The sequence below is a fragment of the Methylocystis sp. genome (assembly GCF_051061285.1).
In the GTDB taxonomy this organism is placed as follows: Bacteria; Pseudomonadota; Alphaproteobacteria; order Rhizobiales; family Beijerinckiaceae; genus Methylocystis.
The window spans coordinates 16,263-32,500 of record NZ_JBPFEA010000005.1; the positions used below are offsets into that span (position 1 = coordinate 16,263).

Genomic DNA, 16,238 nt, shown 5'->3' on the forward strand with positions numbered 1-16,238 from the left:
AACGCACGATGCGCAGCGACGTTGTTCGACTCTATAAGGTTGTTCATACCTGGACAGGCATCACCGCCGGGATGTTTCTGTTCATCGCCTTCTACGCCGGCTCCATCACGGTGTTCGCCGAGCCGCTCGCGCGCTGGGTTTCATCCCCCGCTCCGGTCCGCCTCACCGCGCTTGCCCGATCGGATGAATTGATCGCGCACACGCTTGCCGTTCGGCCTGACGCAGCCAAGGAATTCACGCTCCATTTGGGCGAAACCGAAGATCTTTGGGCGCGGCTCACATGGCGAAAGGGCAAGGACGACAGGACGCCGTGGTCGGCGGAGCTCTCTCCCGAAGGCGACTTGCGCCTGGCGCAGTCATATCGCTCGAGTCTTGCCGACTTCATCGACAACATTCACCGAACCGCTGGCATTCCAGGCGCCAATGACATCGGCGAGACCATCATGGGCGTCGTGAGCGCCGTCTATGCCGTCGCGCTTGTGTCGGGCTTGATCATCGTTCTGCCGTCGCTCGTTAAGGATCTCTTCGCCCTGCGGATAACCCCCAATCTCAAGCGCATGTGGCTCGACGCGCATAATGTCGTGGGCGTCGTCAGCCTGCCGTTCCACATCGTCATCGCGCTGAGCGCGGTTGTTTTCTGCCTGCACGACCAGCTGTACGACGCGCTCGACTACGTCGTCTATGACGGCCGTCTGAAGTCGGTCATGGCCGCGAGCAATCCCTTCAACTCAATCAAGAAGGACGAGCGACCCGCGCCCATGCTCCCTGTCAACACGCTTCTCGATCGGGTCAAGGCGGCGTCGCCGGGTTTCGTCCCCGACGAGATGCGTTACCGAAACGCTGGGCTTCGTGGCGCCTCGGTTCAGGTTTGGGGTCATGACACCCGCTATATGACGAGAGGAAAGGGGTTCGCGGTCATCAGCCCAGTCACCGGCGAGATCGCCAACACGGACTATCTGCCCGGCAGAGAGGGAACTTGGACGGGCGTCGTGGCGACGTTTTTCGCCCTGCATTTCGCCACTTTTGGCGGCGATGTCGTGCGTGTCTGCTATTTTCTTCTCGGCATCGCGGGCGCCTTCCTCTTCTATTCCGGCAATTTGCTTTGGATTGAGTCTCGCCGGCGAACTGAACGGCGAAACGGCGGGCCCGTACATCAGAAGACATCGACGCGGCTGATGTCCGCCGCTACGGTCGGCGTTTGTCTCGGCGCGATCTGCGCGATCTCCATCACGATCGTGGCGGCGAAATGGTTGAACGGCCGCGTCGCGAATATCGATGTGTGGCACAATGGCGTTTATTACGCCGTGTTCCTGGCGAGCGTCCTTTGGTCGTTCCTCAGGGGAGCGGCCGCGGCCAGCGTTGAACTTCTCTGGCTTGCAGCGATAGCCGCCGCTGCAATTCCTTTGACCTCACTATTCAGCTGGGCATCGCCTGCGCTCGGCATGCAAGGTTCCGCGAGCATGGCCGCGCTCGGCGTCGACCTCGTCGCGCTTTCCGCCGCCTTATGCTTCGTCTGGATGGCGCGCTCCGCTGCCCATCGCGTGGAATATGGGCCTGCAGACAGTGTTTGGGCCGCTTCTCACCGGCAATTGCAGGAGGCGGCGCGATGACGACGCCTTGCCAGCAATTGTTGAAAGGCCGCTTCGGCCAAGACGTGGGTTCCGATCGCTGGTGGCGTCGGGTCGCCATCGAAGGCTGCCCAATTGTCCAGGCGATAGGCGGGGATCGGGCGCGCGTCTTGTTCTTGTGGCGTGACCCTGAAGGCGATGCGACGACCTCAAGAACTCGATCCGTCTCTATCGATATCTGCTCAGTCACTGATCATCATAGCAATGAACCCGCCTCTTTGCAGCGGATCGCCGGAACGGATGTCTGGCATTGGTCATTCGAGGTAGAGGCTGAATGGCGCGGAAGCTATTGCTTCATTCCTCTCGATGACAACCATCACCATGGCGCGCGCGGCGCAGACGGCGAAATGTCGCCGAAGGATTGGTGGCGCGCAGCGCTGAAGTTCGCTCAGACCGATTCGTTGAACCCCAACCTTTGCCATGTCGGCCTGCGCGGACAGCCGTTGTCAGCCGCACATCTTCCACAGGCGCCATTGCAAACGGCATGGCGAGACGTCGACCGCAACAGCCGACTCGCGGCCGATCAGGGCCGCCTCCATCGAATGGAATGGAACAGCGTTCGGCTGCGCAATAGCCGCCGTGTTTGGATCTATCGCACGGGTGCGACGCCTAAAGAAAGCAAGCTTCCTCTCGTCGTGCTCCTGGACGGCCAATATTGGGCCGAAGCCATGCCGGTCTTCTCAGCCCTGGACCATGCCACGCACGCCGACTTGCTCCCACCCAGCATCTATGTGCTCATCGATTCGCTCAACGCAGACATGCGTCGTCGCGAGCTCGCGTGTGACGAGGCCTTTCTGGAGGCCGTTCAGCGGGAGCTTTTGCCAATCGTGGCAGGCCTCGCGCCGTACGGCCACGATCCGAGCAAGACCGTCATCGCTGGACAGAGCTTTGGCGGACTCGGGGCGCTTTTCGCCGGACTTCGCTCGCCAGAATGCTTCGGTTGCGTGCTCAGCCAATCTGGCTCGTTTTGGTGGCCGGGAGGTTATGCGCGGGAGGAACTGCGGCCGAACGCTCCTGACACGCGCGGCCATGCGCGAGACATCGTCGCCGATTTGATCGAGAGAAGCAAGAGCGGCGCTTCCCGTCTTCGCGTCTTTCTAGAGGCTGGAAGCTTTGAGAAAATCATTCGCGTCGCCAGCGACCGCGTTCATCGGACTCTCATCAATGCAGGGCACGACGCCCACTATCGCGTCTATTCGGGCGGGCACGATCCGCTCTGCTGGCGTGGCGGATTGCTCGACGGACTGTCCTTTCTGCTCGCCGACCATCGTGCGGCGCCAGCTGGCGCTACGGCGTCTCGCTCGGACGCCTCAAGATTAGCAATTACAAACGTGACGGAGTGAATGTGTGAACGACGCGCAGCCAAACCCATTCGACGACGAAAGCCTTACGTTTCTCGTTCTGGTCAACTCCCAGGGCCAGCACAGTCTCTGGCCGACATTCGCCCCGCAGCCCGCAGGCTGGCGACGGCTCTTCGGTCCGAGCGATCGGAACGACTGCGTAAAATTCGTCGATGAGCATTGGACGGACATGCGCCCGCAGTCGCTCCGTGACGCTTCCCGTCCGCGCTAACCGAATGACTTCGTGGGCAGCCTTTCTTTCGAGGGGAACGACAAGTGCTTCTTGCTCCGCCTTTGCGACCTTCCTCGCCGATCGCGCTTGAGCTACCGCTCATCGCCGCGCAGCCGGGCATGTGGATGGGGGACCAAGTGTCCCCGACGCGAAACGCCTTCATCGTCGCGCAATACGTAGAGTTGAAGGGCGCCGTGGATGTCGAATCTTTCCGCCTGGCCATTCGCATAGGACTTTCTGAGGCTGATACAGTTCATGCCCGGTTTATCGAGTCCGAGGGGCGGCTCTCGCAAATCATTCCTCAACGCCGAAACGCAGGGGAGTCGCCCGATCCGGATGTCGTTGACGTCAGCGAAGAACCTGACCCGGAGGCTGCAGCGCTTGCCTTCATGCGCGCCGATCTGGCGGCGGATCTGCCTTTGGATGGCGACGCGTTGCTTTATCGGCACGCGCTAATTCGTCTCGGCGAAACATCGAACCGCGAGCGTTGGTTCTGGTATCAGCGATACCACCATTTGATGGTCGACAGTTTCAGCTTTGCGGCGATCGCGCGGCGCATCGCTGAGATCTATACGGCGCTAAGGCGCCGAAAGCCTTTAGGAGAGTCGCCTTTCACCTCCTTCGCCGAGGTTGCCGAAGAATACCAGTCCTACGAGGGCTCGAAGGCGCAGGGATCAGACCGATTGTTTTGGCTGCAACACGCCCAAAATCTGCCGACCCCGATCGCATTGTCGCAACCGAGCGCGAGGACCCTGCAGGCCGGGGCCGTGTCCTTGCCGCTACGGCGAAGAATATCTCTTCCGCCAGACGTTATGACGGCCTTCGAGACGCAAGGCGCCGCGGTTCGCGTCTCCGGCGTCGAAGTGGCGATGGCGGCCGTCTTTGCGTATCTGCATCGGATGAGCGGCGCGACGCGATTGACGGTCGGCATGCCCTTCATGCGACGCATGGGATCCATTGCGCTCTTCGCCGCAGGTCCTGTCGTCAACGTCCTGCCTGTGCAGCTGAGCGTCGCACCCTCAATGTTGTTATCGGAGGCGGCGACAGCGCTCGCCTCCGAATTGAAGGCGGTGCGGCGGCGGCAGCGGTACGAAGCCGAACAGCTGCGGCGCGATCTCGGGCTGGTCGGTTCGGATCGATCTCTCTACGGGCCGATGCTCAATCTCAAGATGTTCGATTATCGGCTCGATTTCGATGGCGTCGCGGGCGTGACGCATCAGCTGGCGTCGGGCCCCGTCGAAGACATGGAAGTCGATCTTTATGTCGACGACGGCAGGTTGACGATTGATCTCGTCGCGAATTGCGATCGCTACGACGAGCAGGATCTGGAACTGCACGCGAACAGGCTCGCCTGTCTCGTGGAGCGCCTCGCGGAAGATCCCAAGCTCGCAATCGGCGCGGCGCCGCTCCTGACCGAAGGCGAGCGCGCGCTGATCGCGGCGGCGAACGACACAGCGAAAGATGTTCCGTGGCTGACATTATGCAACATGCTCGCGGCGCAGGCTGCAAAGACGCTAGACGCTATAGCGCTCGTTGATGCAGACCATACGTTCACTTATCGGGAGGTTCGGCGTCAGGTCTCTCGACTTGCGCAAATGCTTGCAGACGCGGGGGTGGTCGCCGAGGACCATGTCGCTGTGGCGCTTCCCCGTTCCGTTCATTTGAGCCTTGCGATCATGGCGGTGCTTGAAACAGGCGCCGCATATCTGCCTCTCGACATCAATTATCCCGACGAGCGACTGGCCTATATGGTCGAGGATGCCGCGCCGCGCTTAATCATCACCTGTGAGAATCTGCGAAGCCGCTTCGAAAAGATGGGGCGGGTTCTGATCTTCGATGAGCTTGCGCCCGACATCGAAGAACATTCGTTTGCGCCCAAGACGGCGCTCACGCCCGATCATCCGGCCTATATCATCTACACGTCAGGCAGCACCGGGAAGCCGAAGGGCGTCGTTGTCTCTCACGGCGCGGTTGTCAATCTCCTATACTGGCTTCAAGACGAATATTCGCTGACCGCCGATGATGTTGTTTTGCAGAAGACGCCCTGCAGCTTCGATGTCTCCGTCGGCGAGTTCTTCTGGCCTCTGACATGCGGCGCGCGTCTCGTGATGGCGCCGGAAGAAGTCGACCGTGATCCGGAGGCCCTGCTTCAGGCCATCCGCGACTATCGGGTCACGACGATGAATTTCGTGCCGTCGCTGCTCGCCGCCTTTGTCGCCGGCGTTCGGACGACAGCGAACGCTGCGCGTGACGCTGTGAGCCTGCGCGCAGTGTTTTGCATTGGCGAGGCCTTGTCGAAGGAACTCGCTGAAGCTTTCGAGAACCTGTTTCACGCGCCGCTGCATAATGTGTACGGACCAACCGAAGCGACGGTCGAGGTGACCTATCAACTTGCATTCGGACAAGCGCTCGCGTCGGCGCGAGGCCCGGGCGTGCCGATCGGGCGGCCTTTGTGGAACACAGGCTTGCGCATATTGGACGCGCGCTTGCGTCCTGCGCCGATCGGCGTCGCTGGCGATCTCTATCTGACGGGGGCGCAGCTTGCGCAAGGCTATTGGCGCCGCGCTTCGCTGACCGCCAGCCGGTTCGTCGCTGACCCGGAAGCCAATGGCGAACGCATGTATCGCACCGGCGACATCGCGCGGTGGCTGCCTGACGGAACCATCGATTATCTTGGTCGTAGCGACGATCAGCTCAAAATTCGCGGTCAGAGAATCGAGCTCGGCGAAATCGAAAGCGCTTTGCGGGACCAGCCTAGCGTCGGGCAGGCGGTCGTCGTCGCGCGAATTCTTGGCGGCGGAGAGGCGTCGGCGCTCGCGTCCGATGCGCGCCAGTTGATCGGCTATGTCACGCCCGCGACGCGCGGCGACGAGCTCGACGGCGAAGCGCTGCGCGCGGCGCTGGACAAGCGTCTTCCAGCTTATATGACGCCTGTTGCGATCGTGGTTTTGGAAGAATTTCCACTGAGCGCCAATGGCAAGCTTGATCGGAAGGCTTTGCCCGATCCGTCCGAGGCGACCCAATCAAAAAGCCGTCAGCCGCTTCCTGGACCCGAAGCGATGCTGGCCGAACTTATCGCGGGCATCTTGCGCGTGGACCACGTCGGCGCCGATGACGACTTCTTTTTTCTGGGCGGCGACAGCATTTCCGCGATAGGCCTTTGCGCGGCGCTGCGTCGGCGCGGCGCTCTGTTGCGCCCGCGAGACATCTTCGAATGCCGAAGCGTCGCCCGCATGGCTCAGGCGCTCGAGTCGCAGGCGCCCGCGCCGAGCGTAGCAATGCTTGAGTCCAACCAAATCAGTGACGCGGAGCTCGATGCGCTGCGGGAGCGTTACGGTCCAATCGCCGCCGTATTGCCTGCATTGCCGTTACAAGAAGGATTGCTGTTCCATGCCCGGCTCGGCGAGCAGACCAGCCGCTACAACGCTATCTCGCGCTTTGACATCGCAGGTCCGCTCGATGTCGAAAGACTCAAGGATGCGCTGGAGACGCTGCTCCGCCGTCACCCCCAATTGGCGGCGGTCTTTGACGTTCAACAGGGCGCTGCGCTGCAAATCCTTCCGTTGCTCGATGACGGTTCCAGTCTACGTCACTGGCCATGGAAGCGCTGCAGACTCGACGCATGCGATGAAGAGCAGCAAGTCGCCGAACTCGATCGTCTCGAGCGGGCGGAGCTCGATCGGGAATTTCTTGGCGCCGAGGCGCAGGAACGGATGATGGCGCAGGCGACGCTCGTGCGCCTTGCCGCCGATAGGCATGTTCTTCTCATCTGCTCGCATCATTTGATCGGCGACGGCTGGTCTTCAACGATCATGCTGCGAGAACTGCTTGGCGCCTATGCTGGTCATGCGCTGCCGCCTCTCACTCCCGATTATGCAACGGTCGTGCGTCGCCTCGCCAGCCGTGACCCGACCCCTGCGCGTCACGCTTGGCGAGAGGCGCTGCAGGGCGTTGCGCCGACATTACTGTTCGAAGACACGAAGCGCTTCGGAGCCATTCATGAGCTACCGCTTCGTCTTCGGCCGGGAGTCCTGGAAGAACTCGAGGCGTTGCGCCGCAGCCGCGGGCTGACGCTCAACACCTTGATGCAAGGCGTTTGGGGCGCATTTCTTACAACAGTGACGGGTCGCGGCGACGTTGTGTTCGGGTCGCCAATGTCGGGCCGTTCCGAGGCGATCGAAGGCGTCGAAGCGCATATCGGACTTTTCACCAACACGCTGCCGGTCCGCTTGCGGCTGCGCCCGGACCAGCCGCTGCTCGAGCAGCTTGCCAATGTCCAGCAGCGGCAAATTCGCCTGCTGGAGCATGACGGCGTTGGCCTTGGCGAAATCCAGCGGCTGTGCGGCGTTTCAAACCTGTTCGACACATTGCTCGTGGTGGAGAATTATCCGGAAGACGCGAAGCTGTTCGCGGCGGACTTCAGCGGTCTGCGATGCGTCGGCGCCCGCAACCGCGGCTATACGCATTATCCTTTGACGCTGATGGTTCTGCCGGGCCGCGAACTGGAGCTGCGGATCGAATATCGCGAAGGCGTCAAGGAGCCGGAGCGCATTGCCCGCCGTGTAACGCGACTGCTCGAACAGATCGTCGACCGACCCGACGCGCCGCTCTCTGCGATGGACGTTTTGCTCCCCGAGGAGCGAGATCTGCTCGCGCGCGTCAACACGACGAAGGTGGCGAATTATCCGAGCCCCCTGTGCGAGCTGCTGGCGGACCAGGCGCAGTGCACGCCGGACGCCATAGCGCTGGTCGACGCCGATCATGCGCTGTCCTACCGAGAAGTTCGGCGGCAAGTAACGACGCTCGCGCGCAACTTCGCGGGTGCCGGCGTCACGACCGGCGACATCGTCGCGATTGCGCTGCCGCGTTCAGTTCGACTCGTCATCGCGCTGATGGCCGCGCAAGAAGCGGGCGCCGCCTATCTGCCGCTCGACACCAGCTATCCGGAAGAACGTCTTGCGTATATGGTGCAGGACGCTCGACCTCGCCTCATCGTCACGACGCGTGATCTGCAGGAGCGCTTCGAGCAATGGGGCGCATCGCTCGTCTATGATGAGCTGTTGGATGGTCCGAACGAAGACAGCTTGAAGGGCGTAATCCGCCCAAGCCCCGACGATGCAGCCTATGTCATCTACACCTCCGGCTCGACAGGCCGCCCTAAGGGCGTGACGGTCTCTCACAAAGCGATCGTCAATCGTTTGCGCTGGATGCAGCATGAGTACCGACTGAGCGCTGACGACGTCATTTTGCAGAAGACCCCAAGCAGCTTCGATGTTTCGGTATGGGAGTTCTTTTGGCCGCTGATTATTGGCGCGCGTCTTGTCGTCGCGCCGCCCGAAGCACATCGCGATCCACGCGAACTGCTTCGGCTCATTCAGGATCATCGGGTAACTGTAATCCATTTCGTTCCATCAATGCTTGCGACCTTCGTCGCGACGGCCAAATCTAAGTCCGGCCAGGCGGCGGACTCCAGCAGTTTGCGTCTCGTCTTTTGCAGCGGCGAAGCCCTGTCAAAGGAATTGGTCCGGTCATACGAAATGCTGTTCGGCGCACCGCTGCATAATCTCTACGGTCCGACAGAGGCGGCTGTCGACGTCACCTATCAACAGGCCTGCGGGGTCGGCGCAGACGAGGCTGCTGAGGCGGCCAGCGTTCCGATCGGCAGGCCTATGTGGAACACAGGCCTGCGGGTTCTCGACGGGTGGCTGCGGCTGACGCCGGTCGGAGTCGCTGGCGAACTTTATCTTTCGGGCGCTCAACTTGCCGATGGTTACCTCGGCCGTCCGTCGCTCACGGCCAGTCGTTTCGTCGCCGATCCTTTTGCGGATGGCGAGAGAATGTATCGCACAGGCGATATCGTCCGCTGGCTCACGAACGGAAGCGTTGAATATCTTGGTCGAGGCGACGACCAGATCAAGATCCGCGGTCAGCGGATCGAACTGGGCGAAATTGAAAGCGTGCTGCTGGAGCAGCCAGGCGTCGCGCAGGCCGCAGTCGCAGCAAGAGCGACGGGCGAACGAGTCGGCGGCGGCGCCGATGAGCGTCAGTTGATCGGTTATGTCGTTCCATCACGAGATACGGAGCTTGATGGCGAGGCGTTGCGCCGCGCGCTTTTGCGTCGTCTGCCGGGCCATATGACTCCGACGGCCGTCGTCTGCCTGAAGGAATTTCCGCTGAACGCCAGCGGCAAACTTGACAGGAAGGCGTTGCCGGCGCCGGGAAACGCGCTTCATCGCCAAGGCCGCAAGCCGCTTCCAGGAATTGAAACGACTCTTTCAGAAATATTTGCGCGTGTTCTTGGGATCGATGAGGTCAACGCCGACGATGACTTCTTTGCGCTCGGCGGACATTCCTTGCTCGCTATGCAGCTTGCCGCGGAGTTGGAGGGGGAAATAAAAAAACCTGTCTCCGTCGGTGAAGTCATCGTCAATTCGAGCGTTGAGCGGCTTGCGCGCGCGCTTTTCGAGGAACAAGTGGGCGAAGAGCGCAGGGCAGGCTTCGGCGAAGTGCTGCATCTTCGCTCGGGCGCCAATGCGCCTGTGATCTGTATTCACCCCGCGTCAGGCTTTTCGTGGCAGTTCAGCGTTCTCACCCGCTATCTCCAAAGCGATTGCCCCGTGATCGGACTCCAGTCGCCGCGTCCGAATGGAGTCATCGCCGTCTGCGATACGATGGATGAGGTCTGCAAGAGACATCTCAAAACGATCCGCAACATACAGCCTCACGGGCCTTATCGGCTGCTCGGCTATTCGCTTGGCGGCGTGGTGGCGCAGGCGATCGCTGTGCGACTTGTCGAAGAAGGCGACGCCGTCGAATTTCTCGGATTGCTCGACACCTATCCGCCAGAAATTCAGGACTGGAGCAGACCGCCGACGGAAGACGAAGAGAGAGAGATCGAGAAGGAGCGCGCGCTGTTCATGAACGCTTCCAAAGACGCTCTCGATTCGGCCTTGGCGAAGGAGAAGGCCGAGATGTTCGGCGATATCATGAGGAACTACGAAGATTCAGTGCGCCTTCTCTCCACCGCGAAGACGGCGCGCTATTCCGGAGCGGCAACGCTATTCGTAGCGAGGCGGACCTTGCCGCCGGGAATGGACGTCCAGGAGACCTGGCGTCCCTATGTGGGCCAGCTCAAGGTCGTCGACCTGGACTGCGCCCACACGGACATTGTCTCTCCGCGCTCTTTGCAGGCTTTGGGGCCCATTCTCAATGGCTTGCTCAGCGACAGGAAGGCGAGGAGCTAGGGGATGGACACTCAGCCCTCCCCAGAAGCGTCGCAAGAGACGCGCAACGAAGGCCATGCCGTGTCGTCGGGTTCATCTCGTGATCCGGCGGGCGCCGTCGCCAAGAACATCGCCAAGAATAAATCTAGTCTCCTGTTGGACCTTAGCCTGCTGCGCGACAACGCAGCGTTTCGCACCGTCGTCATCGCTCGAACCCTGTCGATGTTTTCGCTGGGCATGCTGACAGTGGCGGTCCCAGTTCAAATCCAGGAGATGACCGGCTCGCCCATGCAAGTCGGAATAGCCATGGCGCTCGGCGGCGGCGGCGCCTTCGCCGGGCTGTTGGGGGGCGGGGTGCTTGCGGACCGGTGGGATAGGCGCAAGCTCATCCTCTTTGCCCGATCTGTTTGCGGCCTTGGCTTCGCGGCGCTCGCCGTCAATGGCTTCAGCTCGTCGCCTTCAGTGCTGGCGATCTATGCGTTGGCGCTGTGGGACGGATTTTTCAGCGCGCTGGGCGTTACAGCGCTGCTCGCCGCCACGCCATTTCTCGTCGGCCGCGAAAATCTTGGCGCTGCCGGCCAGTTCAACATGCTGACGGTTCGCATGGGCGGAATTCTCTCTCCGGCGCTCGGCGGGATGGTGATTGCGTCTTTCGGCGTCGGCTGGAATTACCTCGCAGCCGCGATCGGCGCGCTGCTGACCGTCGCTCAGCTCATGCGGCTTCCGCCGATGCCTCCCGCCAGACGCGAACCGCAGCACCCGCTGCGCGCGCTCGGGGCGGGCGTAGGCTATCTTTTCATTAACAGGCTCGTCGGCGCCGTCGTCGCAGTAGGCGCGCTTGTTAGTCTCGGCGGCGGCGTTCGCATTCTCTTGCCCGCGCTTGCCGAGGACGTATACCGCGTCGGGCCGTCGGCGGTGGGAGTGATGTATGCCGCTGCGCCGCTTGGCGCGACGGTGGTCGCCTTGACGGGCGGTTGGCTCGGCGGCTTTGCTCGTTGCGGAGCGCTGCTGCTTGCGAGCGGCGCGGCAGCTTTCGTCGCGCTCGGGTCGCTCGGATTTATCGGCGATCCTGTCGTCGCTTTTGTGGCGCTCGCGGGCTTTGGCTATTTGAGCTCGATCGCCTCGCTTCTGCAGTTCACTCTCGTCCAACGCCACACGCCGGAACATTTGTTGGGCCGGGTCAATGGTCTATGGGCCGCCCAGGCGGTCACCGGCGACGCGTTTGACGCGCTCGCGCTTGGAAGCCTGACTCGCGTTTTTCCGCTGACGTCGGCGGTTCTCATTTTCAGCCTCGTCGCGCTTCTTTCGAGCGGGGCGATGGCGATCGGATTTCGTTCGCTTCGTTTCGCCTCGTTAAAGAAAAGCGAGGATTTGCCATCGACCGCCGCAGCCTCAACTCTTGAAGAGCGAGAAGGCTTGATGCGCAGGCCGCGCATGTAACGCCTTTGATGAAGAAATTCGATAGCAAAAGAGGTGCGACAATGAATGCGGTTAGTCTTCCTCCATCAAGTTCAAGCATTGAAGCGAACCCAACCTTCTTGTTCACCTCGCCGCACCGCAGCATCAAAGCGTTCGGCGTCGCCGAGGAAATTTGTCTTTCGGCGTGCGGCGCGGCGCATTCGGATAGTTTCCTGCAGACGGCCGTGCAGCGTGCAATCAATCGGGCGCGGCAGGCCGGACAGGCGAATCCCATCGTCGCGGGCGCCATTCCCTTCGACATACGGCAGCCCTGCTCCTTGTTCGTGCCAATGAGCTATACGGCTTTCGCGAGAGAATCGCTGATGGTCGAAGAGCGACGCTCGGCGCGCGCGCCCACGGTGCTCGGCATGCGCAGCCTCCCCGACAAGGACGCATTCAAAGACGCCGTCACGCGCGCGATCACAAGCTTTCGCGCCGGGAAAATGTCGAAAGCGGTTCTATCCCGCATCCTCGAAATCGAACTCGCGCAACCGGTCGACGTCGCAGCGATCTTGAACGCCTTGGTGAAGCAAAATCCCAGCGGCTATCATTTCAAGGCGCCCTTGGGCGATGGCGCGATATTGCTTGGCGCAAGTCCAGAGCTCCTGATCCGAAAGGACGGAGCGGCCATTCGCTCCAATCCGTTGGCCGGTTCGGCCAAACGCAGATCGGACCCGGATGAGGATCAGCTGGCGAGCCGCTCGCTGTTGCAATCGAACAAGGACAATTTCGAGCACAGGCTCGTCGTGGATGAAATACAGGAAGCGCTGGAGCCCGTCTGCAAAGCTCTAACGACGCCCATTGAGCCAGCGCTCATGAACACGTCGACGATGTGGCATCTCTCGACATTGATCACCGGCGAGCTTGCGAACCACCACACGTCGGCGCTTCAACTTGCATGTCGGCTGCATCCGACGCCTGCGGTCTGCGGCTATCCAACCGCCGAGTCGCGGTTGCTGATTAGCGCTCTGGAACCATTCGACCGCGGGGTTTTCAGCGGCGCCGTCGGATGGTGCGATTCAGCCGGCGATGGCGAGTGGGCGGCGGCGATAAGGTGCGGAACGGTTCACGACAAAGCGATTCGACTCTTTGCCGGCGCCGGCATCGTCGAAGCGTCTGATCCGGAATCGGAATGGGCGGAAACCGAAGCCAAGCTAGGCACGATGTTGCGCGCCTTCGGCATAGAAACCGAGGAGCGCCCCGCATGCCGATAGAATTCACGCCCTGGCCCAAAGCCTTTGCCCGTAGATATCGCGACAAAGGCTATTGGCGCGGCGAGCCGCTGACCGAAATTTTGCGATATGCATGCCGTCATCGTCCCGACGCAGTCGCGCTGATTTGCGGCGATCGCTCGTTTACTTACGCGGAGCTCGACGCCAAGTCGTCGCGACTGGCGTCGAGCCTTGCACGGCGCGGAATCGCGCAAGGCGATACGGCGCTGGTGCAACTCCCGAACATCGCCGAGTTTTACATCGTCCTTTTTTCGCTGCTCAAAATGGGAGCGGCGCCGGTCAATGCGCTGTTCAGCCACGACAGGCTGGAGATGACCGCCTATGCGCAGCAGCTTCAACCCAAGCTTCTCATCGCTTCCGCCGAACATCATCTCTTCGCTGATGACGCCTACCCAAGACAGTTGCAGAGCGTCGTTCCAAGTTTGAGCGTCGTCGCGATCCACGGGTCAATCGGATACGCGGAGGATCTTTCATCGCTGTGGGAGTGTGAAGACGACAGACCCCAAGCTAACGTGCATCCGTCTGCGGCCGATCAGGTGGCGTTTTTTCAGTTGTCGGGCGGCAGCACCGGCGTTCCCAAGCTCATTCCGCGCACCCATGACGATTACTACTACAGCGTGCGGCGAAGCGCGGAAATCTGCCGCCTCACATCCGAGAGCCGCTATCTGTGCGCGCTTCCAGCGCCCCATAATTTTCCACTGAGTTCGCCCGGCGCGCTCGGCGTCTTTCACGCCGGGGGAACTGTGGTGATGGCGCGAAATCCGAGCGCGGATCTCTGCTTCGGCCTCATTCGCCGTCACGAGGCGAACTTCACGGCCATCGTGCCGACGATTGCTTTGTTATGGCTTGACGCCGCCGCCAACGACTCTCTCGAAGCGCCGAATCTCACGGTGATGCAGGTCGGCGGCGCGCGACTCAGCGAGACGGTCGCCCGCCGAATTGTCGCGACCCTTGGCTGTCGGCTGCAGCAGGTTTTTGGCATGGCGGAAGGCTTGGTGAACTACACGGGTCTTGACGACGATCCCGAGCACATTTTAACGACTCAAGGGCGGCCAATGAGTCCCGATGATGAGCTGAAAGTTATCGATGCAAATGGCGAAGAGGTCGCCGCAGGCGACGTCGGAGAGCTGCTGACTCGCGGTCCGTACACGATCCGCGGCTATTATCGCTCCCCAGAACATAACGCTCGCGCCTTCGATGAAGACGGATTCTATCACACGGGCGATCTCGTCGAGATGACGGCGGATGGGTATGTGAGAGTCGTAGGCCGCAAGAAGGATCAGATCAACCGCGGCGGCGAGAAGATTCCTGCCGAAGAGATCGAGAATTTGCTGCTGCAGCACCGGGCGGTCGTGCACGCGGCGCTCATTTCCATGCCCGACTCGCTGATGGGAGAGAGAAGCTGCGCTTATATTGTCGCGAACGACGCCGCGTTAAGGCCGATCGCTTTGCGAAAGCATCTGCGCAGCCAGGGAATTGCGGAATTCAAGCTCCCAGATCGTTTTGAATTCATCGATCAGATGCCGCTTACCGCCTTCGGTAAGGTCGACAAGCAAATGCTGCGCGACGACATCCAGACAAAGCTCAACGTCTAAAGGCAAACAGGAATTGACCATGGCCATACAATCCCTTGCATCCTACGCAATGCCGGGCCCGGACTCCTTTCGAATAAACAAAGTCAATTGGAGTTTTGCGCCCGAGCGCGCGGCGCTGCTGATCCACGACATGCAAGACTATTTCGTCGGTTTCTACGGCGAGGAAAGTCCGCTCGTCGATCAGCTCATCTCAAATATTCGAAGGCTGCGCGCCTTTTTCAGGGCCCACGGCGCCCCGGTGATCTATACGGCTCAGCCCATTGAACAGAGCGACGAAGATCGCGGCTTACTGAATGACATGTGGGGATCTGGTCTGAACGCCCAACCGCACAGACGCAACATTGTCGAGCCTCTATTGCCGGATGCAGGGGATACAGTGCTGACGAAGTGGCGCTACAGCGCGTTCAAGCGCTCGCGATTGGCCGAGATGATGAAGGACATGGGCAGAGATCAACTGGCGATCTGCGGCGTCTATGGCCACATCGGTTGTCTGACGACGGCGCTCGACGCGTTCATGCAGGACATCAAGCCTTTCATGATCGCCGACGCCATCGGCGATTTTTCGCTCGAAGATCATCTCATGACTCTGAACTATGTCGCCGGACGCTGCGGCATGGTGGTCGGCGTTGACGACATGCTCGCGGCGCGAAACACGCATTCTGCTCCGCTGACCAGAGAGGACCTCAAGAAGCAGCTCTTGTCAGCGCTCGATGTCGATGAATCAGAATTCGACCCCGATGAAAACCTTATCGATTACGGCCTCGACTCGGTGCGAGTCATGTTGCTGGTCGCCGAATGGCGCAAGCTGGGCATAGATGTGGGTTTTGACGAGCTGGCGAAAAAGCCGACCTTGAATGGCTGGTGGGAGATCATCGATCGCCGGCTCGCTGCGGTCGTCTCCGCGTGACATCTCGGCCGTTGCGAATGGATTTTTCAGGAAAGCGGATCTGGGTCACGGGCGCCGGCCAGGGAATTGGCTATGCGACGGCCGCCGAATTCTCGGCGCTCGGCGGCGACGTTGTCGGGCTGGACAAGACGTTTGCGGCCTCGAGTTATCCTTTCGCGACCGTTCGCCTCGACGTCAGCGAGCGCGATCAGGTGCAAAAAACCTGCCGAGCCTTGTTGGAAGAATGTCCAAGACTGGATGTGCTGGTAAGCGCCGCGGGCGTGCTGCGACTCGGTTCGACGGAAGAGTTGAGCCTTGATGATTGGGCCGCGTGTATGAACGTCAACGCGTCCGGCCCCTTCCACCTGTTTCAGCAGACCATCCCGCAGTTCAAACGGCAGCGCTCGGGCGCGATCGTCAGCGTCGGCTCCAACGCCGCGCATACCCCGCGCATGCTGATGAGCGCCTATTGCGCCTCGAAGGCGGCGCTGACCAGTCTGACCCACTTGTGAGTGCCGGACGTAAACTCCCCAAATGTGCCGATTGAAAATTCCCCAGTTTTCGTGACGCCCGGCCTTCCAGGGCATGCCCTGGAAGGCCGGGCGGCGCGCCGACTCACCGATGCTGCTCCCGTTGGCGGGAGG

General features: G+C 61.0%; 9 protein-coding genes. All 9 read left to right on the plus strand.

The window, feature by feature from the left end; translation table 11 throughout:
* Positions 1–8 precede the first annotated feature (8 nt).
* Genes ACR65T_RS00920 through ACR65T_RS00960 form a run of 9 tightly spaced genes read left to right on the plus strand, consistent with a single transcriptional unit; the run spans position 9 to position 16,106 of the window.
* Entirely contained in the window at positions 9–1,610 is a 1,602-nt protein-coding gene (locus ACR65T_RS00920; protein ID WP_434494722.1) for a PepSY-associated TM helix domain-containing protein, read from the plus strand.
* Positions 1,607–2,971 carry an enterochelin esterase gene (gene fes, locus ACR65T_RS00925; protein ID WP_434494723.1) on the plus strand — a complete coding sequence of 455 codons (1,365 nt, stop codon included), beginning with the start codon at positions 1,607–1,609 and terminating at the stop codon, positions 2,969–2,971. Before ACR65T_RS00920 ends, fes begins: the two co-directional genes overlap by 4 nt.
* A gap of 4 nt (positions 2,972–2,975) precedes the next feature.
* Complete coding sequence (locus ACR65T_RS00930; protein ID WP_434494724.1) at positions 2,976–3,200, plus strand: MbtH family protein; 225 nt, start codon at positions 2,976–2,978, stop codon at positions 3,198–3,200.
* Positions 3,201–3,244: 44 nt separating this feature from the next.
* Positions 3,245–10,444 carry an amino acid adenylation domain-containing protein gene (locus ACR65T_RS00935; RefSeq protein ID WP_434494725.1) on the plus strand — a complete coding sequence of 2,400 codons (7,200 nt, stop codon included), beginning with the start codon at positions 3,245–3,247 and terminating at the stop codon, positions 10,442–10,444.
* A gap of 3 nt (positions 10,445–10,447) precedes the next feature.
* Positions 10,448–11,863 (plus strand): enterobactin transporter EntS, encoded by a 1,416-nt coding sequence (gene entS, locus ACR65T_RS00940; protein ID WP_434494726.1) that lies wholly within the window; start codon positions 10,448–10,450, stop codon positions 11,861–11,863.
* Positions 11,864–11,904: 41 nt separating this feature from the next.
* Positions 11,905–13,095 carry an isochorismate synthase gene (locus ACR65T_RS00945; RefSeq protein ID WP_434494727.1) on the plus strand — a complete coding sequence of 397 codons (1,191 nt, stop codon included), beginning with the start codon at positions 11,905–11,907 and terminating at the stop codon, positions 13,093–13,095.
* On the plus strand, positions 13,086–14,708 hold the full coding sequence (locus tag ACR65T_RS00950; protein ID WP_434494728.1) for a (2,3-dihydroxybenzoyl)adenylate synthase: 1,623 nt from the start codon (positions 13,086–13,088) through the stop codon (positions 14,706–14,708). Before ACR65T_RS00945 ends, ACR65T_RS00950 begins: the two co-directional genes overlap by 10 nt.
* A gap of 19 nt (positions 14,709–14,727) precedes the next feature.
* Entirely contained in the window at positions 14,728–15,615 is an 888-nt protein-coding gene (locus ACR65T_RS00955) for an isochorismatase family protein (protein ID WP_434494729.1), read from the plus strand.
* 17 nt (positions 15,616–15,632) lie between these two features.
* A complete protein-coding gene (locus ACR65T_RS00960; RefSeq protein ID WP_434494730.1) occupies positions 15,633–16,106 on the plus strand; it encodes an SDR family NAD(P)-dependent oxidoreductase in 474 nt (157 codons plus the stop codon).
* Positions 16,107–16,238 lie beyond the last annotated feature (132 nt).

What these genes read in the sequence shown, in the direction of transcription:
- ACR65T_RS00945 (WP_434494727.1), top strand. Translation starts at nt 11,905, where the DNA reads ATGAATGCGGTTAGTCTTCCTCCATCAAGTTCAAGCATTGAAGCGAAC.
- fes (WP_434494723.1), top strand. Translation starts at nt 1,607, where the DNA reads ATGACGACGCCTTGCCAGCAATTGTTGAAAGGCCGCTTCGGCCAAGAC.
- ACR65T_RS00955 (WP_434494729.1), top strand. Translation starts at nt 14,728, where the DNA reads ATGGCCATACAATCCCTTGCATCCTACGCAATGCCGGGCCCGGACTCC.
- entS (WP_434494726.1), top strand. Translation starts at nt 10,448, where the DNA reads ATGGACACTCAGCCCTCCCCAGAAGCGTCGCAAGAGACGCGCAACGAA.
- ACR65T_RS00960 (WP_434494730.1), top strand. Translation starts at nt 15,633, where the DNA reads ATGGATTTTTCAGGAAAGCGGATCTGGGTCACGGGCGCCGGCCAGGGA.
- ACR65T_RS00950 (WP_434494728.1), top strand. Translation starts at nt 13,086, where the DNA reads ATGCCGATAGAATTCACGCCCTGGCCCAAAGCCTTTGCCCGTAGATAT.
- ACR65T_RS00920 (WP_434494722.1), top strand. Translation starts at nt 9, where the DNA reads ATGCGCAGCGACGTTGTTCGACTCTATAAGGTTGTTCATACCTGGACA.